The following is a 23,424-nucleotide window of genomic DNA, read 5'->3' on the forward strand; positions in this document are numbered from 1 at the left end:
GCATGAATTTGTGGTATGTGAATACTTTAAAGCAACTCCTATCCAGGAGTTTTAGCATTTATAGGTGGTTATTCATACTAGTGTTGGCTATAGGGTTAAGCAGTTGTGGTGATCGAGCTGCTAGTCAAGATGTATCTGTCGTCTCTACAGAAAGACCTCCACAGATGTCGCAACAATTTAATGAAGTTGCACCACCAGACGTAATTCAAGAACTGCGCCAAACTTTAGAAATTTATCGACCACAAGTTACAATCATTTCACCTCAACCCAACGAATTTCTTCAAGACACTACAGTTACCGTTCGCTTGCAAGTAAAAGATTTACCCATATTTAAAGACCCACAGTTTGAATTAGGGCCGCATCTCCACGTAATTCTGGATAATCAACCTTATATACCTGTATACGATCTAAATCAGCCATTGATTTTACCAGACTTAGCTCCGGGTACACACACTTTACGAGTATTTGCTTCCCGTCCTTGGTATGAAAGCTTTAAAAATGAAGGTGCTTATGCCCAAACAACGTTTCATATTTTTACCAAAACGGATGATAATAACCCTGATCCTAGCCTTCCTTTATTAACTTACAGCTATCCCCAAGGCAGTTATGGAGCCGAACCCATCTTACTGGACTTTTACTTGACTAATGCTCCTCTGCGGCTAGGTGCTAAAGATAATTCTGACGATCGCTTCAGTGATTGGCGGATTCGCTGCACAATTAATGGTGAAAGCTTTGTGTTTGATCGCTGGCAAGCAGTTTACCTCAAAGGCTTTAAACCTGGGAATAATTGGGTAAAGCTAGAATTTTTGGATAACCAAGGTAACGCTCTCAAAAATGCTTTTAATACTACAGTGAGATTGGTTAACTACCAACCAAAGAGCAAAGATACCTTATCCCGCATTATCAGAGGTGAACTTAAGACTGATGAGGTACGCAGCATTGTAGATCAAAATTACACAGCCAAGCCACCACTTCCAGAACCGACACCAGCACTAGAAGAACAACCAATTCCCACACCGGAAATTCCAGAGGTAGTTGCACCACAGCCAGAGGTAACGCCAACACAGCAAGCTACTGAGTCGCCATCACCACAGCCAGAGGTCACACCAACACCAGAACCTCAACCGACAGTTACGCCGACACAGCAAGCTACTGAGTCACCATCACCACAGCCAGAGGTCACACTAACACCAGAACCTCAACCGACAGTTACGCCGACACAGCAAGCTACTAAGTCACCATCACCGCAGCCAGAGGTAACACCAACACCAGAACCTCAACCGGAAGTTACGCCGACAGCGCAACCGCAGTCGGAGGTAACAGCAACACCTCAACAAACAGAAGTTCTGGGAAAACAAGAAACGGAGTCTTTAAAATCTAGGTTGGGTAAGTATTTTCAGCGTCGTCCGCGTCCAACGTCTCTGCCGAGTTTAGTTCCTGGGCTACCAGAGGTTATTGAGTCACCTGTATCAGAACCAACATTAGAGGAGTGAGAGATGGAGATATTTTTTTAACGCAGAGTATCGCTGAGGTAAGCGCGGAGGTACGCGGAGTTTTTTTTAGAAGATACTCAATTCTAATTTTGTTGCTAGAGATTCGATAAAAGCGATCGCAGCTACAGAATTTCCGATGCTATCTAAGGCGGGACTGTAGCAGGCGATCGCTCCAACTTTTGGTACTATGGCTAAAAGTCCGCCACTTATGCCAGATTTCATCGGTAGACCAATTTTGATTGCGAATTTAGCAGAGTCTTGGTAGAGTCCGCAGGCTAACATGACTGCATTCACTATCTGGTAATGGTGTAAATTATTGCCAGTGGCTAATGATTTTCCTAATAGAGCTAAATCTTCAACTCGTCCAGATATACAGCATATTTGCTCGTATGTGTCAAGAGCTATTTCGGGATTTTCGAGACGGTTGTTTTCGGCTAGATAATTGGCTATCGCTTGGTTAACACTCGAAGGTGAAGCGCGCACTGAAGCTAGCATGACTTCATCTAAATATAGTTGAGAACCTGTTAACTGATTTAACCATTGACAGAGATTATAAGTGCGATCGCTTGCTGTCTTTCCTGGTAATTTATCCGCTAGAGTAATTGCACCACTATTAATCATGGGGTTGCGGGGATGTCCATCATCGGCAATCAATTGATCTAAAGAATTGAAAGCTGCATCGGAAGGTTCAACTCCAACCCACTGTAAAACGGTGTCTACACCGATTTTTTCTAGCAAATACAGAAATGAAAAAGGCTTGATTACACTCATCAATGGAAATACGCAATCAGTATCTCCTAAGCTGTAAGTTTTTCCGGAAACACAAAAGATGTGAATGGCGAACCAAGCAGGGTTAGCTACAGCTAATTGCGGGATGCGATCGCATACTTTTCCATATACAATCTGAATCTTAGCTTGTTCTACCCAAGCAGCTAAATCAGTGGTAGTGATATCTAGACTTCTCAAACTTGATACAGCCTCAAGATAATTTTTCAGTAAGGTATCGCAGTCAGCAGACTTCCAACTTTTCTTAACAGTACACCTACACCCTTGTTTCTTTACAGGAAAGAATACCTTATGACACCACGAGTCAGAGCGCCAGAATTACCACAAAATTATGCTTGGCTAAACACTGACAAACCATTATCCTTAAAAGAACTTAGGGGTAGAGTTGTCATCCTAGATTTTTGGACATACTGCTGCATTAATTGTCTGCACATCCTCCCTGACTTGAAATATCTCGAACATAAATATAAAGACAGTCTGACGGTTATCGGCGTTCACTCAGCAAAATTTGACAACGAAAAAGAAACCGAAAACATTCGCCAAGCTATCTTGCGCTATGATATCGAACACCCAGTTGTTGTAGACCAAGAGTTTCGGATTTGGCAAGAGTACACTGTGCGCGCTTGGCCAACTTTTATGATTATCAATCCACAAGGTTATGTGATTGGTAATATTTCTGGTGAAGGTAAGCGCGATGTTTTAGATAAGTTAATTGCCAAAGTGATTGAGGAACACCAGCAAAAAGGCGCAATTAACTTCCAACAAATCAGCCATATCTTAGAAAAACAGCAACAACCAATAATCTCACCCTTAGCTTTTCCGGGTAAAGTTTTAGCCACACCAGCAGGTTTATTCATAGCTGACTCTGGACATCACCGCCTAGTCATGAGTAGCTTGAATGGCGAAGTGCTGAATGTAATTGGTACAGGTAAGCCTGGTTTAAAAGATGGCAGTTTTAGCGAAGCCCAGTTTTCTGCACCCCAGGGAATGGCATTTGATGTCGAAAGCCAAAGTCTTATTGTTGCTGATACCGAAAATCATGCTTTGCGAAGAATAGATTTAAAACATCAAGTAGTTGAAACTATTGCTGGAACTGGTGAACAAAGCCGCAACATTTATCCTCATGTAGGTCATGCTTTAGCCACAGCACTCAATTCTCCGTGGGATTTAGTGAAAGTGGGAAATATTTTATTCATTGCAATGGCTGGTTCCCATCAAATTTGGCAAATGGATTTAGAAACTAATATTGTCAGAACTTATGCAGGAACTGGTGCAGAAGGTTGCGTTGATGGCACATTAACTGAAGCTGCTTTTGCTCAACCTAGCGGTATGACTACGGATGGGCAAGAATTATATATTGCTGATAGTGAAATTAGTTCAATTCGTGCTGTGGGAATTGTTGAACCTTACCAAGTCAGAACTGTTTGCGGTAGTCAACAATTATTTGGCTTTGGTGATGTGGATGGACAAGGTACTGATTTAAGGCTACAGCATTGTATGGGGGTTGAATATGCTCAGAATTTTCTGTGGGTAGCAGATACTTACAACCACAAAATTAAATTAGTGAGTCCTAATAGTGGTAATTGCCAAACAATTTTGGGAGACGGTGTAGCTGGTTTGCACGATGGCAAAGGACACAATAGCCGCTTTTTTGAGCCTTCAGGATTGAGTGCTATGGGTAATTATCTATATATTAGTGATACCAATAACCATGCTATTCGCCGCTTAGATTTAAATACCTTTGAAGTCACAACGCTGAAGTTTGCTGGGTTGTGTGCGCCAGATATTTGTCTTCCTGCTGAAAATTTTTGATCATAAGCATTTGAACCATAAATCTACTATGAAATTAGTAATTTTTGATGTTGATGGTACGCTCACTAATACCAACAAAATTGATGAACAATGTTTCGTTAGTGCTTTGGCGTTAGAATTTGGCTTTGGGGATATTAATACTAATTGGGATGAATATGAAAATGTTACTGACGCGGGAATTACTCAGCAGATTTTTCAAGATAGATTAAAGCGTATTCCTTCACCAGCAGAAATTGAAAAATTAAAAAAGTCTTTTGTCAATCTACTTCAGCAGCTAATTACTACAAAAGAGTATTTATTTAGCAGTATTCCTGGGGCGGCAAAAATATTAGCAGAACTACAAATTGATTCAGACTGGTGTGTAGCGATCGCCACGGGTGGATGGTATGATTCTGCTGTATTAAAACTGCAAAATGCCGACGTAAAAATAAAAGGTATTCCTGTAGCTTCCTCAGACGATGGAGTTTCACGACAAGATATTGTTAATACTGCTATTATCAAAGCTCAAAATACCTACAAGGTTGAAGACTTTCAAAAAATTGTGTTTGTAGGTGATGGAATTTGGGATGTCAAGACTGCTAATAATCTAAATATAGCCTTCATTGGCATAGCAGAAAATCAACAAGCTACACAAGAGTTAATCAAAGCTGGTGCTATTACAGTAATTCCTGACTTGCAAGATAGCGAATTCTCAAAAATCTTAAACAACGCCAAAGTTCCTCAAATGAAAAGTCCATACATTCTGCATATTACACAGCGAACACAGTGGGAAAATGCTAAACATAATCATAGCTATGTTCCAGATTCGCTAGCTAATGAAGGGTTTATTCACTCTTCAGAAATATCACAAATTATCAAAGTAGCTCATAGATTTTTCTTAAATCAAAAAGAATTAGTTATACTTGTAATTAATAGCAATAAAGTTAAAGCTGAAATTCGCTACGAAGCGGCGGAAGCAGGAGAATTATTTCCGCACATTTATGGAGCTTTAAATTTAGATGCTGTTGAGCAAGTTATAGATTTTGCACCAGGAAGTAATGGTTATTTTGATTTACCGCCACAACTAAAAGATTTAGTGTAAAATAATAAAATATATTAGCTAAGTTATTCAAATAACTGCTACCAAGTATATTTAGCAATACGGATATTGATTTAGTTGAGCTTCTAATCAGACATAGAGGATAGCATCTGTACTGACAAGATACAAAATCCAATTTAAACTATAATTTAATTTGATGATTAGGATAGATTCTTGGGTGGTAGTTAGCTGCTACGCTTCTTTTAAGCTACTTTTACTCAAGAGTCAGTCTATGCCAAAGACATAAAGGTGAATGCAACTTTGGTGATGAACAATAGATAAAATGAACAAAGTTAGCCTTAATGTCTAATCGCCAAAACCTATATATCTCTCATGGATTTTGCTAATCTTGCATCCCAGTTAAATGCTGGAACAATTCTGCCAGAGGGAATTGTCATTGTTACCCTCTTAGGGGTTTTGATTGTTGATTTGATTTTGGGGCGTACATCCGCACGTTGGATTGGATATCTAGCGATCGCAGGTTTACTAGCCGCAGTTGTCGCCCTAGTCTATCAATGGGATAAAATCAATCCCATTTCCTTTACTGGTAGCTTCACTGGTGATGACCTCAGTATCGTCTTCCGCGGTATCGTTGCTTTATCTGCCGTTGTCACCATATTGATGTCAATTCGCTACGTCGAGCAGAGTGGTACTGCTTTAGCAGAATTCATCGCTATTCTGCTGACTGCTACCCTAGGCGGAATGTTCTTATCCGGTGCTAGTGATTTGGTGATGATTTTCATCTCACTAGAAACCTTAAGTATTTCCTCCTATCTGCTGACAGGCTATACCAAGCGTGACCCCCGTTCTAACGAAGCAGCGTTGAAATATTTGCTGATTGGCGCTGCTAGTACCGCCGTATTTTTATACGGTGTTTCGCTGCTATATGGACTATCAGGCGGTCAAACAGAATTAAGTGCGATCGCAGATGGTATTGCCGCAGCTAACGTCAGCCAATCCTTAGGTTTGGTGATTTCTCTTGTTTTCGTAATTGCAGGTATTGGCTTTAAAATTTCTGCTGCACCCTTCCACCAATGGACACCAGACGTTTATGAAGGCGCGCCCACTCCTGTAATTGCCTTTTTGTCTGTTGGTTCCAAAGCAGCCGGATTTGCTTTAGCCATTCGCTTATTGACCACAGCCTTTCCCCTTGTCGCCGACGAGTGGAAGTTTGTCTTCACAGCCCTTGCTATTCTCAGTATGGTTTTGGGTAACGTGGTCGCCCTAGCACAAACCAGTATGAAACGGATGCTAGCTTACTCATCCATTGCTCAAGCTGGCTTTGTCATGATTGGGATGATTGCTGGTACTGAGGCAGGATACGCCAGTATGATCTTCTATATGCTGGTTTATCTGTTTATGAACCTGTGCGGTTTTACCTGTATCATCCTCTTCTCGCTACGGACAGGAACCGACCAGATTGCAGAATACTCAGGTTTGTATCAAAAAGATACCTTGCTGACATTAGGGTTAAGCATTTCTCTGCTGTCTTTAGGTGGTATTCCACCCCTAGCTGGATTTTTCGGCAAAATTTACTTGTTCTGGGCGGGTTGGCAAGCTGGTCTCTACGGATTAGTCTTGCTAGGTTTGGTGACTAGCGTTGTTTCTATCTATTACTACATTCGTGTAGTCAAGATGATGGTAGTCAAAGAACCCCAAGAAATGTCTGATGCAGTTAAAAACTATCCTCCAGTAAGCTGGAACTTACCTGGTTTAAGACCTTTACAAGTTGGACTAGTGATAACTTTAATTGCTACTTCCTTAGCTGGCATCTTATCTAATCCACTGTTCACCTTAGCCAACAACTCTATCTCTCATACCGCAATTCTACAAGCGACAACTGCACGCGTAAGTTCAGTTACTCTAGAGCAACCTGAAAAGCTTTAGTTTGCCTGTAATTACATTAATGGCTAATAGCTAATCATCTGTTTGTGAAAGGCTATTAGTCATTTTTTATTTACTGAACTGGAATAGTAATCACAAACTCTGAACCTTCTCCTGGTACAGAATATACATCTAGACGACCTTCATGCTTGTCTACAATAATTTGGCGAGCAATTGATAATCCTAAACCTGTACCTCTGCCAACAGGCTTAGTAGTAAATAAATGCTCAAATATTTTGTTTTGAATATCTGCTGACATTCCTATGCCATTATCTTTAATGCGAATAACAGCATAATTTTCATCCTTGCTCAAAGCAGTCTCAATGGAAATTTTGTTAGGTTTTTTTTCAATTTCGCTATAACTACGCCCTATATTAGATTCTTCTAAAGCATCAATAGCATTAGCCAAGATATTCATAAATACTTGATTTAATTGACCACTAAAGCAAGTTATTGAAGGTAAGTTCCCATAATTTCTCATAACTTGAATTTCTGGGCGAACTTTAGAAGCCTTTAAGCGGTGTTTAAGAATCATAATGGTACTATCAATCCCATTATGAATGTTACAAAAAACTTTATGATCGCTATCAGCACGCGAAAAATTTCGCAGGCTAGTGCTAATGTTGCGAATGCGTTGTACGCCTTCTTTCATCGAAGTAATTAAATATGGTAAATCAGAGCGAATATACTCTAAATCAATTTCTGCCATTTCTTCTTGAATAGTTGGCACTGGCTGGGGATAATTTTGCTGATAAAGGTCAATAATTCTAAATAGGCTTTGAAAATAATTAGCCGTATGACCAAGATTTCCGTGAATGCAGCTAACCGGATTATTAATTTCGTGAGCGATACCAGCTACTAACTGACCTAAAGCTGACATTTTTTCTTTTTGGACTAGCTGGAGTTGATATGCTTGTAAATCTTTGAGTGCTTGAGAAAGTTCTCCTGTTCTTTCTGCAACTAGTTTTTCTAGAGTTTTTGTTAAATAACGTAATTGCAGATGGGTCTTAATTCTGGCTAAGACTTCTTCTTTTTGACATGGTTTAGTAATATAGTCTACTGCGCCGAGACTTAATCCTTTGACTTTCGTTTCTGTATCGGATATTCCTGTCATAAAAATAATAGGAATATCTTGTGTTTCCGGATTTTTCTTGATTTTAATACAAGTTTCAAATCCATCAATTACAGGCATCATTACATCTAATAAAATTAAATCTGGCTGTTTATCTTGAATTTGTTCTAATGCCTTTTCGCCATTTCTAGCTGTAATAACATAAAATCCCGCATTCGTTAAAGCATCAGAGATAATTTCTAAATTAGTAGCAGAATCATCTACGATTAAAATTAATCTGTTGTCTGGGAAACTTAGCATTTGTATGTGTTGATTTGAGTTTGGCAAACAGGACTTAATGAGTCAACTACAGGTAAATTTGGGCAAAACTAAGTAAATATACTGAAAAATTATATATAAATATACATTTTTTGCCTACTATAGCCTTTTAGTTATGTTTCCCAAACTCGTAGCAGCTGTTACCATTTTGAGAAAAGTTAATCCCAGCAGATTGGTTAGTATACTAAATGTTTAGAGGTGTTACATTTATAGTCGCTGTTGACAAGCTGAGTAAGTAAAATCCCTGATGTAGTTTAATGATCGTATTCTTGACGAATGGGAAGAGAAATTGCAAACTTAGCACCTTCGCCTGGTGAACTTTCCACCTCCAGAGTACCACCATGCTTATCTACAACAATCTCACGCGCGATCGCCATTCCCAAGCCAGTACCTTTACCTAAAGGTTTAGTGGTAAAAAACTGCTCACACATTCTTTGTTGTACTTCTGGAGACATCCCAATCCCATTGTCAGCAATCTTGATCAATACAGATTGTTCGTCATTTGTGACCGAAGTTTGAATCAAGATTGTTGGTTCTTCTGGACTCTCGGAACCTTCTGCTTTTTTAATTCCTTCATCAATAGCATCAATCGCATTAGCTAAAAGATTCATCAAAACTTGGTTGATTTTGCCGGAATAACACTCTATCAAAGGTAAATCACCGTATTCTTTAATAATATTAATTGCCGGTCGTGTGGCAGTATCTTTTAAACGGCTACCCAAAATTACTAAGGTGCTATCAATGCCTTCATGTAAATCAACTAACTGACAATCACTGTCATCTAAACGCGAAAATAAGCGCAGCGATCGCACAATTTGTTCAACGCGATCGCTCCCCATTCTCATAGAAGCTAAAAGTTGTGGTAAATCTTCTTTTAAGAAACTTAATTCAATTTTTTTAGCAAAAGCTTCAATTTCGGGAATCGGATTTTTTGTATAGATTTCGTAAAGATGTAACAAGTGCATTAAATCATTAATATACCTTTGAGCATGGATTAAGTTACCTGCAATAAAATTCACTGGATTATTAATTTCGTGGGCAATTCCCGCAACTAATTGCCCTAAAGATGACATTTTTTCTTCCTGCGCTAGTTTTAACTGTGTTCTTCGCAGTTCTAAATGAACATTAATTCTTGCTAATACTTCCTCATGTTCAATCGGCTTAGTAATATAGTCTACTGCTCCTAGCTGTAACCCTTTCACCTTATTGACTGCATCAGACAAAGCCGTCATAAAAATTACTGGAATATCTTTAGTTTTAGGATTGGATTTTAAAATCCGACAAGTTTCAAATCCATCCATCCCTGGCATCATTACATCTAATAAAATTAAATTTGGTAATGATTCTTCTACCTTTTCTAAAGCACTTTTGCCATTTTTGGCAACAGATACTCTATATCCTGCTTGCGTTAATATTTCTAGTAAAATTTTGATGTTAATTGGTACATCATCAACAACTAATATTGAATTATTAGGTATATTATTCATCTAAAAAATCTATCTAGTAATTGCATTTTTAAGGTAATAACGGCTTGATCATTTCCACAATTGCTTCATCTTCAAATTCCTCCAGTAAAGTTAAAATTTGATTCGTAAAAATTGTATATTTTATATCTAGATTTTGAATGCGCTGGGCTTCTTCTTGAATGCCAATAACGTAACCAGATTTAGCTGCTTGATATAAGTTAACTAGTTCCATTGCTGGCGGGAATATCATGTCATTAACTTGATATTTATTTGGTTCTAAATCTTTTTCAACATCTTCATAAACCCAATCTATTTTTAAATAAACTTGTAACTGATTAAATAATTCATCTACTTGTACTGGTTTCGGCAAAAAATCATTACAACCAGCATTTAAACTTTGCTGACGGTCTAAATTAAAGACACTAGCAGAAGAAGCAATAATAACCGTCTCTGTAAATTCTGGAAATTGGCGTAAAAATTGTGTCATTTGAGAGCCGCTCATTTCCGGCATCTCTAAGTCAGTAATAATTAAGTCAGGCTTGTAGACTTGTGCTTGAGATATACCTTCTTGTCCATTACTTGCTTCTATTACATAAAATCCAACTGGTTCTAGCAAATTAACAATCACCGCCCGATTATCCCAAATATCATCTACTACCAAAATTGTTTTTTGATTTCCTTTGTATCTAATGATGTGATTGTGATCTTTGTCAAGATGGTTAAGGATAGGTGATATACAATTTGTAACTTTTGGGACATCTAAGTCGAACCAAAATTTACTACCTTGACCATAGATACTTTCAACTTTAATTTCACTACCCATCATTTCTATAATTTGTCTGCTGATGGCTAGTCCTAAACCAGTACCTTCAGCTTTACGAGAACTGTCTCCTACTTGTTCAAAAGGTAGAAAAATTTTCTGTAATTGATCTGGCGACATACCAACGCCTGTATCTTCAATTTGAAATCTAATTTTGTGATTGACTAATTCTGCATCTAAATTACTGATCACACTCACTATCAATTTGACTTCGCCATAGTCTGTAAATTTAATCGCATTTCCTAAAATATTAAGTAATACTTGGCGTAGACGTTTTTCATCAGCATAAATATTAGAGGGAATATTGTGATTTATTTTGTAGTTTAAAGCTATATCTTTTTGTTCGGCTTTGATTTTGCATATATCATAAACACTTAAGATTAAATCTTGAAGATTAATGTTACTGGGATATAGTTCTAATTTTTGAGATTCAATCTTAGCGATATCTAAAATATCATTAATTAACATCAATAAATGTGAGCCACACTGATAGATAATTTTGATACCATTTTGTTCTTCTGGTGTACCTTTAAAACTGCGTTGGAGAATTTGTGCGTAACCTAAAATTCCATTCAAAGGAGTGCGTAACTCGTGACTCATGTTAGCCAGGAATTCACTTTTGGCTTGGTTAGCAGTATCGGCTAATTCTTTAGCTGTTTTTAATTCTGCTGTTCTTTGTTCAACGCGTATTTCTAATTCCTGATTTGTGTTTTCTAAAAAAGTAAAAGATTCAGCTAGCTGAGTTGCCATTTTGTTAAATGATTGCGCCAGAATACTGAGTTCTTGAACATCGGGAAGTTCTACAGTTTGTTCAAGATTACCTGAGGCGATCGCACTACTAGCTTGAGCTAAACGTAAAATGGGTATTACAATCCAGCGGGAAGTATATATGCCTAGAAATATCGCAATAATTAATGCTCCCAAACACAACAAAATAGTTGTCCGATTATTAATGTCAATTTGTGCTGTAAAATCACTTTCTGGCACAATTACTACAACTAACCAATCCAAACCTAAATTGTCTTGCCAAGGGGTAACTTTAATAAATTGGGGTTCACCTTTAATTTGTAATTTAAAACGTTGACTAATTTGAATTTTTTTAAACCCACCAAACTTCTTTTGTAAATAATTAGCTGTATCTTTAATTAAAGGATTATTACTATTTAAAGCAGAGATTCTCTGAGCTTTGCCATAAATAACATCGTAGGGTGGCTCGTTAGTTGAAGAAGCTACAATTAATCCTGACTTTTCTAAAACAAAAATTTTTCCATTTTTACCAAATTTGATATCTTTAAGAAAATTGCTGATTTGTGTTAATAATAAATCAACACTAAGCACTCCAGCTAAACTATTATTATTGTTATAGACTGGGTAACTAGAAGAAATAGAAAATATCTCTGGCTTATCTTCCCATTGATAAATTTCGCTCCAGACAGGTTTACCAACTTTGACCGCATCTGAATACCAAGCTTCGTCACGGGGGTCGTAGTCTTTAATACCTGTTAGTTGTTTACGATTTCCTTGATGATCTGTAGTATAAATATAGAGTTTTCCCAAACCAATTTTTTCAGAAACTTCATTAATTAACAGGTTGCCATCATTTAAACGTTCAACGCCAATAAATTCGCCCTGAGGATTGGCAAAGCTAATATAGCCAATGTTAAATACCTGCATTTGTTTCCAAAAATAATTGCCAGTGACTTGAAAGTCCTGCAAATTCAGTATCTTCAGTTTAGTTGCATCTAAATTAATCCGATTAACTTGATGAGGTGTTGCTAGGTATGTATCAAGGTGCTGTTCTACCAGTGCATTTACTTTGCTAGTCAATTGATCAGCGAGATCGTTAACTGCTTTTTGACTATTTTTAAAAGATAAGTATCCTACTAAACTGACTGCGGCGAAGATTTGGATAACAAAGGGAACAATGAGAATTAGGCGCAAAGGCAACTTTGAAGAACGTAAAATACCAAGATGCTTCATATTCTCCAACCCTAAAGTGCTGAAAATGCTAATCTACATACCTGGCATTAGTTTTCCCATTCTCTGTGCTGTAATACCACCAATTGCAACTATCTCCAGATAGGTAAAAGTGTAAAGAGCAAGCGATCGCTATAATTATAATTAGTGTGTTTCTGAGCAATACTGCTCTCAAACTTGCTCAATTAACAATGGTATTTAACTTAGTTTACTGAATAAATATTAAATCTGGGCTGAGAGGAAATCAAAAATTATTAGGGGCAATAAAATAGGCTAAAAAAATCAAGCTTATACATTCTAAATAACTGCTTATATTGCACTTATCAAGTTAATACATATAAAAATCAGGTTTAATTATTGACATTAATTGCCTATAAAGGTAACAGATAATAGGCAAAAGTAAAAACAAAAGAAAGAATAAAGTTATATTGACTTTTTCCAAATCAGATATGAGTTCTATATTTGTAAGTCTTCAGGAGCCAGAATTCAGGATTCAGGAGGGTTAAAGCATGAAGAGGAATATTTGATAAATTAATTTACTTATTCTATTTATATACTTCTCAATTCTGACTGCTGACTCCTGGATGCTGAATTCTTACCTATATTTAAATAATAAAACTTTTGATTATTTGTCAATAACTAGCAAACGAAAACGGTCTTAATATCAATATTAAAGACCGTTTTTGTTTAACTTGGTCAACAAAATTCGTTCCAATCAATAGCGATAGTATTCGCTGAATACTTTTAAAACATCTTCTTATACCAATTGAAAGATGATGAAGATAGACAAATTAAACTGAAGGCACACACAAAGCCATTGCCAATTTAATAATCCCTAATCTAAAATTCAAAATGGTATGAGATAGTAAATGAAATTCTGGTCGTTTTGACTATTTCAATTTACTATTTAGAAGCAATATTGCATGAGTAATATCTGAAACAGAACTATTAAATACTACAGAAAAAAAGTATCTATTAAAACTACTTAATTTTCTGCTTAATAAAAGTTACTACTTGAGTTAATTGTTTTTTCAAGCCTTCTATTTCAGCTTGCATTTTAGCAATTTTCTCATTCAAAGCTTGAATCTCGGCAGCAGCAGAAGTGGTATCAGTATCAGTAGGTTTGGCAAATGCATGACTTTCTGTAGTGATTTTGACTACTTCAGTTGCGGTTGCTGTTGCTGTGGGACTTGTACTACTACTATTTTTAGCGGCTACAGCCCCTACCAAAGCTGGCTCTGGACGTGGCAGCTTGGCTTTAGACATTGCTAGCTTTATCGAGTCAATTAATTGCTTTTTATCAAATGGTTTGCCCAGAAACTCAAAATATTCAAAAGGTTCAGAAATTTTTTCGGTCACTTCTTCTTTGCGACCAGACATAATTACCAAGGGGATTTTTCTTAACTCAGGATGAGCTTGAATTTGTTGAAAAACTTCCCAGCCACTCATTTTCGGTAGCAGGAAATCCAACATAATCAAACTGAGCTTTTCTTGACGGATAAAATTCAGACCTTCTACCCCGTCTTTAGCTTCTAAAACATCGAAATTACCCGGAGGTAACATGTCCCGTACTTTTACCCTGACAACGGTAGTGTCATCGATAACTAAAATTTTGTTGCTGGCCACGACTGATTACTCTAACAGAAACTTTAAGTTTGAATCGCGGCTGATGCCGCTTGACCATACCAATTTTAGATTTTGGATTTTGGATTTTGGATTATTTTTACAACCGCTCCAGAAGAACGGAACAAGTCTCAAAGACGTGCCTAGGCTCGTACTTCACTGTATGCTCTTCAATCTAAAATCGCTAATCTATCATCCAGAATGGTTTGACCTTGAGAGTCATCCCACTATATCCAAATTTATTGTGAATTGGGGGATAGTATATTTCGGTATAAATAGACTGATGGGCTGTGTTACGTAAAACTTGTCTCCGTAGGCTGGCAATTTGTGTCATGGTGATAATTAAGGCTCAAATCTTGCTTGATGTAGCAAAACCTACTTCATACTGTTTTTGGATTTACCTGAGATACTTATGACTTCGCTACCACCAGCCCAACTCAAGTCAGAAATTATGGCTATGCCTAGCTGGTTACGCCGTCCAATTGGCAAAGCCAGCGAAATTTCTACGGTACAGCACATCATTAAACAACGACAAATTCACACTATTTGCGAAGAAGGGCGTTGTCCTAACCGGGGAGAGTGTTATTCCCAAAAAACAGCAACTTTTTTACTGATGGGGCCAACTTGCACCCGTGCTTGCGCTTTTTGTCAAGTTGATAAAGGTCATGCACCGATGCCTTTGGATTTAGAAGAACCGCAAAAGGTGGCAGAGGCTGTACAGCTTTTAGAATTGCGTTATGTAGTTTTAACTTCTGTGGCGCGAGATGACTTACCCGACCAAGGTGCAGGTCATTTTGTCAAAACAATGGCAGCTATCAGGCAATTAAACCCACAAACTCAAATTGAAGTTTTGACTCCAGATTTTTGGGGGGGTACTGGTGCAGGTGAAGCAGGACAACGCCAACGAATTGAGTTAATTGTTAATGCCCAGCCAGCTTGTTTTAATCACAATATTGAAACAGTGCAAAGGTTAACAGGGGTAGTACGTCGTGGAGCGAAATACGATCGCTCGCTGCGAGTCTTGGCTATAGTTAAAGAAATTGATCCGACTATTCCTACTAAATCTGGTTTAATGTTGGGACATGGAGAAACAGTAGCAGAAGTTCTCCAAACAATGGCCGATTTAAGGTCTGTAGGATGCGATCGCTTAACTATTGGTCAGTATATGCGTCCTTCCTTAGAGCATCTACCAGTACAAAAATACTGGACTCCAGCCGAATTTGAGGAGCTTGGCAGCCTAGCATGGGAAATGGGATTTAGTCATGTCCGTTCTGGGCCACTGGTTCGCAGTTCTTATCATGCAGGAGAAGAAGCAGGTGTGAAGGCTGAATCTTAACTCAGAACTCAGCACTTATCCCTCGCTAGACAAATATTTTTAACGAATGTGGGTAATTGGTGCAGCTATTTGGTATTTCTGAAAAAGTCATGACATTTAGGAGACCCCTCTATGGCTAATCAAAGCAAGAGTTCCGCAGTTGCAGATAGTGGAGCAAAACCCCCCTATCCATTTCGTACAGGTTGGGCTTTGTTTCTGTTAGCTATCAACTTTTTGGTAGCCGCTTACTATTTCCACATCATTGAATAGTTGAAGTGGAATGGTGCTGCTCAAATCGTACCTTTGAATAAACCTTTGGGACGAATGAGCAGCACCAAAATCATAATTAGCAAGGCAATACCTTGCTTGTATTGCGAACCCAACCAAATAGTGCTGAGTTCTTGCGCAATACCAATGATAAAAGCAGCCGCGATCGCTCCGTAAGGATTACCAATTCCGCCTAAAATTACAGAAGCAAACAAAGGCAAAATCAAAAACCATCCCATATTGGGGCGTACTCCAATTGTTAAACCGTACATACTCCCACCCAATGAGGTGAGCGTTCCCGCAATCAGCCAAGTCCAGAGGATAACTTGCTCAACATTGATACCAGAGACTCTCGCTAAATCTAAATCATCGGCTACTGCTCGCATCGCTTTACCGATTTTTGTGTTTTGCAGGAGATAGTGTAGCCCTACAATTGCTAAAACTGCTAAACCCAGCACTAAAATTTGATTTTGTGGGACTTTCACACCAAAAAATTCCCAAGCAGAAGTTACAGGCACATCGTACTTTTGGTTTTGTCCACCCCAGATCAAAATAATGCCATTACGAATAAATAATGCTAAACCAATTGAAATAATCATCAACGTTGTGGAGTTAGCACGAATTAAGCGCATTTTTGACCACAGAAGTTTTTCGGATAGTATCATCGCACCGACTGTGCCGACTGGTGCCAAAATCATTGCTAACCAGATGTTTACACCAACTGCATTGATCAATAAAGTCAAATAAGCACCTAATGTGAGGAAATCTCCATGAGCAAAATTAGATAACCGTAATATCCCGTAGGTCAAAGTTAGGCCAGCAGCTGGCAAAGCAATAATGCTACCTACCGCAATCCCAAAAACGATGAGTTGTATAACTTGTGTATCCATTGGTTTTACCTAAGTAAGAGCATCTCCAGAAATTTTGATTGAGTGTTTTTGTCTAAACCGATTGTTACGCCCTTTACCATTAATCATAAAAATTATGGTTTGTGAACAAAAAAGATTTGTGAGCTAATATACATAGAATCTTGTTCGCATTTTTGCGCCAGACTAACTTTGTTCAGCGGTCGAGTTGACCATGCAGCAGTATTCAAGCTTACCAGAACAAAACTCACAGGTAGATGCAACGCCAACAATGTTGGCAACAATTCAACAACTCCATGCGGAGTTGTGGTTGGAGCGCAGCTTGAACAAGTTGCAAAATCGCCTGAATGATTATTTACTTTCTGCTGGCGCCAATACTTTACAGGTAGAAGCAACAGAAGCAGAAATTTTTCAAACAGTGGTCAATGAACTCGATATTGCTTTGAACAATAGTAGAGTAGCGATCGCTTTGACTCAACCAGCCAACAAATTTGCTAAAGTTTGTTACATTTCTGCCGCAAAATCTCTAGCGATCGAAATCATGCCTAAACCAGGCAAAAAACGACGCTGGAAACTCGCAGAAGTAATTGCTATCGAAGATTTACAATATCTCGCCAATCAACAACCACCCAGTGTCTGCCCTATAGCTAGTAATTCGGAAATTATTGGCTGGCTAATTATTGCCAATACACCACAGGAGATACTGACAGTAGCCCAAGTACAACTTAAATCGCAATTATTAAGTAGATTTGCTCAACAGTGTGCGAGCGCTTTAACACAGCTTCAACAAATAAAATATTGGCAGCAGCAGTCTCAAAATCTAGGTAGCTGTAACCAAGAATTAGAAAGAACAAATCAACTCAAAAACCAATTTCTGGCTAACACTAGCCACGAAATTCGCACACCTTTAAGTTCTATTATTGGATTTACTCATCTGTTGTTAGCCCAAGGTTACGATCCAACCAGAGAACGCCATCAAGAATATTTAAATATTATTCAGTCTAGTAGTAAACATTTATTAGCACTAATCAATGACATTTTAGACCTCTCTAAAATTGAGGCTAATCAATTAGAAGTACAGCAAGAAGAAGTCGATGTTCCTGAACTGTGTCGGAATGTTTTGGCATTAGTGAAAGAAAAAGCTGCTAATAAAGGTTTGAAATTATCTATAGAATTAGACCCCACAGTTAAAACCTTAGTTGCTGACCCTTTACGGCTCAAGCAGATGTTATTAAATTTGCTATTTAATGCGGTTAAGTTTACCCAAAGTGGTTCGGTTGGTTTACAAGTTTTACCTCAAGATTCATTTGTATATTTCACAGTTTGGGATACGGGTATTGGTATTTCTCCCACAGACCAAACTCAGCTATTTCAACCTTATTTTCAGATTGCCAACTCTGTAACATCTCGGGAAGAAGGCACAGGTTTAGGTTTAGTTGTCACTCGCAAACTAGCAGAAATTCATGGCGGCTCTGTAACGGTAGAATCTGAAGCTAACAGTGGTTCGCGGTTTACAATTATTCTGCCGATGAAACCTGTCGAAGCCATCAAGGAAAATCAGGATAATGATGACGAAGATAGTACTTCTTTGACTTACACACCCATTACCCCGACTTCCAATTTGAGCATTTTGTTAGTGGAAGATGATTTACCTAATGGCCAGTTCATGCAAACTTATCTTGAGCGGTTGGGTTATCAAGTAACTTGGATCAAAAACGCTACGGAAATTTGGACAATTCTCTCACAGCAAAAGCCAGGACTAATTTTAATAGATGTACGATTGCCAGATGAAAATGGATTGAATGTTGTGCAGCAATTACGTCAAGAACCTGAATATCAAACGATTCCCGTCATTGCTCAAACGGCAATGGCAATGAAAGGAGATCGCGAAACTTGTTTAACCTCAGGCGTAAATGAATATATGTCTAAACCGATTGATTTACCATTGTTAGGCAATCTGGTAGCTAAGTATATTAAATTGCCAAAGCCAGAATCTGAGGCGAAAAATAGCCATAGCAGGGAACAGTAAACAAAAAATAAGTACCATCAACACGGGTTTGTATCAGACATCTAAAATGGGAGTTATGGGAACGGTAAAGTTTTAGCCAGGATGGGGAAATGACTCTAACAGAAAAACTTGAGCAACTAAAAGCCTTATTTGGCGAAATGGAACGTGCTTTGATTGCTTATTCAGGTGGTGTAGATAGCACTTTAGTTGCCAAGATTGCCTATGATATACTGGGCGATCGCGCTTTGGCGGTGACAGCTGTTTCGCCTTCGTTGTTACCAGAAGAGTTAGAAGACGCAAAAATTCAAGCTGCTACTATCGGGATTCCCCATCAAATTGTTCAAACCCATGAGATGGAAAATCCCAATTACACATCTAACCCTGTCAATCGTTGTTATTTTTGTAAAAGCGAATTACACGATACTCTCAAACCACTAGCTGTAGAGTTGGGCTACCCCTATGTAGTTGATGGGGTCAACGCTGATGATTTACATGATTACCGCCCAGGAATTCAAGCAGCCAAAGAACGAGGTGCGCTGTCGCCTCTAGCAGAAGTTGGCGTATCAAAATTAGAAGTCCGTCAACTTTCGCAACACCTTGGTTTACCTTGGTGGGATAAACCTGCTCAACCTTGTTTGAGTTCTCGCTTTCCTTATGGTGAGGAAATTACTGTCGCTAAATTACAAAGAGTCGGGAGAGCCGAAATTTATCTGCGAAAACTCGGTTGGGAGAATTTGCGTGTCCGCTCTGAAGGTGATACAGCACGCATTGAATTAGCACCAGATAAAATTAAAGATTTTGTTTTATCCGTGGATTTACCATCTGTAGTTGCCACATTCCAAGAATTTGGCTTTATTTACGTCACCCTTGATTTAGAAGGTTATCGTAGTGGCAAATTAAATCAAGTGTTACACCAAAATTTAAAAGTTACAAATTAGATTTCAGGACTTACGCAAAATTATGAAGAAACGAACCACAAAGGACGCAAAGAACACGAAGTTATAAGAGTTTGAGAGAGTTCTTGCGTAAGTCCTAGATTTAACTGATTAGTGTTGACTGACATTAAATAATTTCTGCTTCTACTGATACCAAAATACAACCGTTGATTTTCCAGCTATCATCGGGTTGTTTTTCCATAAAATATAATGCCCGCAAGGGAACTCCATGAGGACTCAGTAATAAAACAGGCTGAGTTACATTGCCTTGAATATTAGTAATTTTTTCAAACACAACTGAGCGAGGACGATAAACTGCTGGGTAATTCAGCATGACCATCCGCATAAAGTTTTCTGCATTTTGAAATTGCTCTTGAATTCCTGGACTAGCTACAGCAAAAGCAGCTTCAGCATCATCTTTTTGAAATGCTGCCAGTTGTCCTTCAATTACAGCACGAATAGTAACACAATCACTATCATTAACTTGCATACATTTTAAAATTGCGATCGCAATTTCTCTGGTTCACGCTGAGAAAGCTTGAACTCTATTTGTTCAAGTGCCGAACGCCAAACATCATAACCTTCACGAGATAGATGCAATCCATCTGTGGTTAATTCTGGGCGCAAATTACCTTCAAAATCTGTAAACCAACCATGAATATTTAAATAATTAGCTCCTTCTTGTTGAGCAATTAAAGCAAGTTGTAAATTAATTTTCCGAATTCGCTGATTAGAAATCGTTGGCAAGTTGGTCGGTAAAATTGACTGTACTATTATTTGAGTTTTGGGGTGAGCTTTTCTTAAGTTACGGATAATCTGGCGATGATTATTTAAAATTGTTTCATCACTAAGACCTTTACGTAAATCATTAATACCTGCCATTACATAAATCATTTCTGGCCTTGTGGCGGAAAATGCACTTAACCTTTTTAAAATTCCCCCAGAAGTATCACCAGAGATACCTTGATTTAACCAGAGTTTACCACTGGGCAATTTTTCTGGCGGGAACCACATACTTAAAGAGTCCCCAACCATAATACTTAGATAGTTTTTACCTTGTCCTTTAGTAACTGCTTTTGCTTCTAAAGCTAATAAACTTTTCCAATCTTCGTAAGTTAGCTGGTGCTTTTTATTTGCTTCAGCCGAAGATTTTCCATCCTCATAGGTACGCGTATATATCTGACCAGTTTTTAAAGCGGCTAATCTTTGATAATAAAGTTGATATCCTGAAACTAACGGCACATTCGGCGATTGATGGCTATGCTCCAAGAAAGATTCTATAGGTGCTAAAAAACCTTGTTCGCTAATTCCTGGAGAAGACGCTTCTGGGCGCGCAACTTTACTTTCCTCGACTATAGGCTGTGTATCTTCTACAGGCTGCAAAACTTGAGTGCCAAATTCTGATGAAGAAATCTCAACACTGGGAGTATATCTTGAGTTCAAATCTTTCCAAGATTGTAAAGATTGGTAGTCAAACTCAGGTAAAGGTTGATGGACATCCGCAGCGTTTTTGAGTTCTCCAGTAGATAAAGAATTATGTCTTGAATACAACAGGGAACTAGAATTTACTGCCAGAATACTCGACAGATGTGGAATAGTCGATGCTGGTATAACAAATCCTGTTAACAAGCTAAAAGTCAACAGATAATTGTGCCTCATCGCGTTATATTTCCTCATACTTAGTACTTTTCCTTATGACAGCATCAGTTACCTGCGTTCAGGATAAATTTTGGTAGTTAAGTTATTATTTTTATCTACTCTACGTAGTACTGTAAAGTAGTTTATCAAGTTTATATTGCTTTTTCATAATCTCTTTAAAACCTTGGTTCTGGCAATCAATTAGTCCAAATAATTATCATAGTTTTTCGTAACTACTGTTCAGGGTTGATAAATTAGTTAATTCAGCAGATTTAGCCAAATCTCAAACTGCAAAAAACTTAATTACTCAGGGTAATATAATTTAATTTCTCCCGATTTTTCTCTTTGCAGATACTTTATATTTTGACTTAACGTGTCAAAATATTTACGGAAGTCAGTGGTAATATTTTAGCAAGTTACTTAAAATACACAAGGGTTAGTATTGTACGTATGTGCAGGCTGAATATTTATCGGCAATATTTCCCCTAAGTCGATTGATACTCAGTAGTTGAGAATTAAGAGGATGGTAAAGTCAAGCAAGCGATCGCTGTTTTTGTACTGAGTTAAAAATTTATCTCAGAACAAGCTATGTCATCAAAAATTTATCAATCAAATCCTAAGCGACAAAACAGCTGAAAATCAGGGTAAAATTATCTAAAAAAACAAAAATTACGCTTACATAAGTAAATATTCTTTTTGATAAAGTTAAATTGAATGTAAGTTATTTACAACTATTTATAGGGAAGTGCTAAGATTTAGGCGGTGTCTTGAATGTTTATATTTGTTCTGTGGCTAGAGCTAGTACAGCAATCGGTGTTAGTCCGATTATTAAGGAGATTGTGCAGAAACAGGCACATTCAACTCGTTTAACTCTCAAAGAAGTCATCCTCATGGGGATGTTAGCGATCGATAAACTTGACGATCAGCACCGTCAAGACTTAGCAGATCAGGTTCATCAAATGCAAGTCAATGGAGAAATTTAAGTAAAAATTTCTCACCTTTACCTTTAAGTCTCAATTAGATTTGGCTACTCAACAAACCGACAACGACTCCCCACAACATAATTCTGATTAATTTCAAAAGAAATCCATTGGCGTTGTAACGTCTCAGCAACAAAACCAGTTGTGTTTGAACCAGCAAATGGATCTAATACCAAATCATCTCTATCAGTCAGAAACTTGATAAAAAATTCAGCAAACCCCTGAGGGAACCGTGCCGGATGGGGCTGAATTCCTAAGGTTTTGCAGCGGCGTAAATAAGCACTATTTGATTCGGTATTAGGGATTTCTAATAAATTTGGTGGAATTGCACCTTGATTATCTTTTTGGAATTTAGCTGAAATTTCATGCCCACTCGGACGCATTTTAGCTTCATAACCATTTTTGAGTAATCGCTGCATACTTTGGCTATAAGGCTTTAATACTTTTCTGTTGTCTGCTTTAGGGTTGGGCGTTTTAGACAACCACCAAACAACATTAACTGCATCTTTTACCCGCACTCGTCTAATAGTTACCCACTCAGCTGGGGTAGGTAAGCGTGCTGGGTTGTAATGATAAAATTCTTGCGCTAAAAAAAAGCCGACTTCCTTACATAATCTCAGCAATAATTCGTATTGATAAATACTCCGTACAGGATTACCAGGAAGATAAGCCCCACCTAAGTCTAAAATAAATGAGCCATTCTCCGTCAGCACTCTTTTAAACTCATAAGCAAAGGGCAGAAACCACTCAATATATTTTTCCGCGCTTTCATTGCCATATTCTTTTTTGCGCCTTAAAGCAAACGGAGGCGAGGTCAAAATCAAGTTAACGCTGCTTTCTTTAAGAAATTTAATTAATTGCAGACTATCGCCTAAATAAATTGAGCCGTAATTTTGAGTGTAGTAAGGCGTAAAATCAATAGGTTGTGGTTTATTCTCTGGTTCAGTTGCCAAAATTTATAAATATTAAAAACAAAATTACCCATCTTTAGATCCCCCTAAATTCCCCTTAAAAAAGGTGACTTTGAGATAAATTTCCTCCTTTTTAAGGGTGGCTAGGGGGTATCAACAAGTGCTTATAATCATA

The 23,424-nt window shown here is 37.9% G+C and carries 18 protein-coding genes; 9 read left to right on the forward strand and 9 right to left on the reverse strand.

Annotated features, from left to right (window positions below):
* The first annotated feature begins 2 nt into the window (after window positions 1-2).
* Window positions 3-1,493: a hypothetical protein gene (locus H6G69_RS10475; protein ID WP_190685595.1), complete on the forward strand. Its 1,491-nt coding sequence runs from the start codon at window positions 3-5 to the stop codon at window positions 1,491-1,493.
* A 66-nt stretch (window positions 1,494-1,559) separates the two neighbouring features.
* On the opposite strand, the gene glsA is transcribed toward H6G69_RS10475, so the two are convergent.
* The gene (gene glsA / locus H6G69_RS10480; protein WP_190685597.1) at window positions 1,560-2,459 is read right to left on the reverse strand and encodes a glutaminase A; all 900 of its coding nucleotides are present in this window, start codon (window positions 2,457-2,459) and stop codon (window positions 1,560-1,562) included.
* Between the two features lie 111 nt (window positions 2,460-2,570).
* On the opposite strand from glsA, the gene H6G69_RS10485 reads away from it, so the two are divergent.
* The 3 genes from H6G69_RS10485 to H6G69_RS10495 all read left to right on the forward strand — a co-directional run bounded on the left by H6G69_RS10485 (window position 2,571) and on the right by H6G69_RS10495 (window position 7,056).
* Entirely contained in the window at window positions 2,571-4,091 is a 1,521-nt protein-coding gene (locus H6G69_RS10485) for a thioredoxin-like domain-containing protein (protein ID WP_190685600.1), read from the forward strand.
* Window positions 4,092-4,119: 28 nt separating this feature from the next.
* A complete protein-coding gene (locus H6G69_RS34645; protein WP_190685602.1) occupies window positions 4,120-5,172 on the forward strand; it encodes a DUF952 domain-containing protein in 1,053 nt (350 codons plus the stop codon).
* A gap of 330 nt (window positions 5,173-5,502) precedes the next feature.
* A complete protein-coding gene (locus tag H6G69_RS10495; protein WP_190685605.1) occupies window positions 5,503-7,056 on the forward strand; it encodes an NAD(P)H-quinone oxidoreductase subunit N in 1,554 nt (517 codons plus the stop codon).
* Window positions 7,057-7,126: 70 nt separating this feature from the next.
* On the opposite strand, the gene H6G69_RS10500 is transcribed toward H6G69_RS10495, so the two are convergent.
* From H6G69_RS10500 to H6G69_RS10515, 4 genes are all read right to left on the reverse strand, one after another.
* On the reverse strand, window positions 7,127-8,425 hold the full coding sequence (locus H6G69_RS10500; protein ID WP_190685606.1) for a response regulator: 1,299 nt from the start codon (window positions 8,423-8,425) through the stop codon (window positions 7,127-7,129).
* A gap of 272 nt (window positions 8,426-8,697) precedes the next feature.
* Window positions 8,698-9,930 carry a response regulator gene (locus H6G69_RS10505; protein WP_190685609.1) on the reverse strand — a complete coding sequence of 411 codons (1,233 nt, stop codon included), beginning with the start codon at window positions 9,928-9,930 and terminating at the stop codon, window positions 8,698-8,700.
* 28 nt (window positions 9,931-9,958) lie between these two features.
* Window positions 9,959-12,709, reverse strand: a complete 2,751-nt coding sequence (locus H6G69_RS10510; RefSeq protein WP_190685612.1) for an ATP-binding protein — start codon at window positions 12,707-12,709, stop codon at window positions 9,959-9,961.
* A gap of 978 nt (window positions 12,710-13,687) precedes the next feature.
* Complete coding sequence (locus H6G69_RS10515; protein ID WP_190685614.1) at window positions 13,688-14,332, reverse strand: response regulator; 645 nt, start codon at window positions 14,330-14,332, stop codon at window positions 13,688-13,690.
* Between the two features lie 409 nt (window positions 14,333-14,741).
* Between H6G69_RS10515 and lipA the strand changes: the two genes are divergently transcribed.
* Window positions 14,742-15,665, forward strand: a complete 924-nt coding sequence (gene lipA / locus H6G69_RS10520; protein WP_190685617.1) for a lipoyl synthase — start codon at window positions 14,742-14,744, stop codon at window positions 15,663-15,665.
* Window positions 15,666-15,776: 111 nt separating this feature from the next.
* The gene (locus H6G69_RS10525) at window positions 15,777-15,914 is read left to right on the forward strand and encodes a photosystem I protein PsaX (protein ID WP_190685620.1); all 138 of its coding nucleotides are present in this window, start codon (window positions 15,777-15,779) and stop codon (window positions 15,912-15,914) included.
* Between the two features lie 20 nt (window positions 15,915-15,934).
* Here the strand turns inward: H6G69_RS10525 and H6G69_RS10530 are convergent, their stop codons facing one another.
* Window positions 15,935-16,801, reverse strand: coding sequence for a branched-chain amino acid ABC transporter permease (locus tag H6G69_RS10530; protein ID WP_190685622.1), 867 nt, complete (start codon window positions 16,799-16,801; stop codon window positions 15,935-15,937).
* Between the two features lie 190 nt (window positions 16,802-16,991).
* Between H6G69_RS10530 and hrmK the strand changes: the two genes are divergently transcribed.
* Together hrmK and larE are read left to right on the forward strand one after the other, a co-directional pair.
* Window positions 16,992-18,806 (forward strand): hybrid histidine kinase/response regulator HrmK, encoded by a 1,815-nt coding sequence (gene hrmK, locus H6G69_RS10535; protein WP_190685625.1) that lies wholly within the window; start codon window positions 16,992-16,994, stop codon window positions 18,804-18,806.
* An 89-nt stretch (window positions 18,807-18,895) separates the two neighbouring features.
* The gene (larE, locus tag H6G69_RS10540) at window positions 18,896-19,723 is read left to right on the forward strand and encodes an ATP-dependent sacrificial sulfur transferase LarE (protein WP_190685629.1); all 828 of its coding nucleotides are present in this window, start codon (window positions 18,896-18,898) and stop codon (window positions 19,721-19,723) included.
* Between the two features lie 124 nt (window positions 19,724-19,847).
* Here the strand turns inward: larE and H6G69_RS10545 are convergent, their stop codons facing one another.
* A complete protein-coding gene (locus H6G69_RS10545) occupies window positions 19,848-20,210 on the reverse strand; it encodes a DUF4864 domain-containing protein (protein ID WP_190685631.1) in 363 nt (120 codons plus the stop codon).
* Window positions 20,211-20,215: 5 nt separating this feature from the next.
* The gene (locus H6G69_RS10550) at window positions 20,216-21,379 is read right to left on the reverse strand and encodes an SGNH/GDSL hydrolase family protein (RefSeq protein WP_190685804.1); all 1,164 of its coding nucleotides are present in this window, start codon (window positions 21,377-21,379) and stop codon (window positions 20,216-20,218) included.
* A 767-nt stretch (window positions 21,380-22,146) separates the two neighbouring features.
* On the opposite strand from H6G69_RS10550, the gene H6G69_RS10555 reads away from it, so the two are divergent.
* Entirely contained in the window at window positions 22,147-22,341 is a 195-nt protein-coding gene (locus H6G69_RS10555) for a hypothetical protein (protein WP_190685634.1), read from the forward strand.
* A 44-nt stretch (window positions 22,342-22,385) separates the two neighbouring features.
* Here H6G69_RS10555 and H6G69_RS10560 read toward each other — a convergent pair whose 3' ends face one another.
* A complete protein-coding gene (locus H6G69_RS10560) occupies window positions 22,386-23,291 on the reverse strand; it encodes a site-specific DNA-methyltransferase (RefSeq protein WP_190685637.1) in 906 nt (301 codons plus the stop codon).
* Window positions 23,292-23,424: the final 133 nt, after the last annotated feature.

It is taken from the genome of Nostoc sp. FACHB-110 (assembly GCF_014697425.1).
Taxonomy (GTDB): Bacteria; Cyanobacteriota; Cyanobacteriia; order Cyanobacteriales; family Nostocaceae; genus Nostoc_B.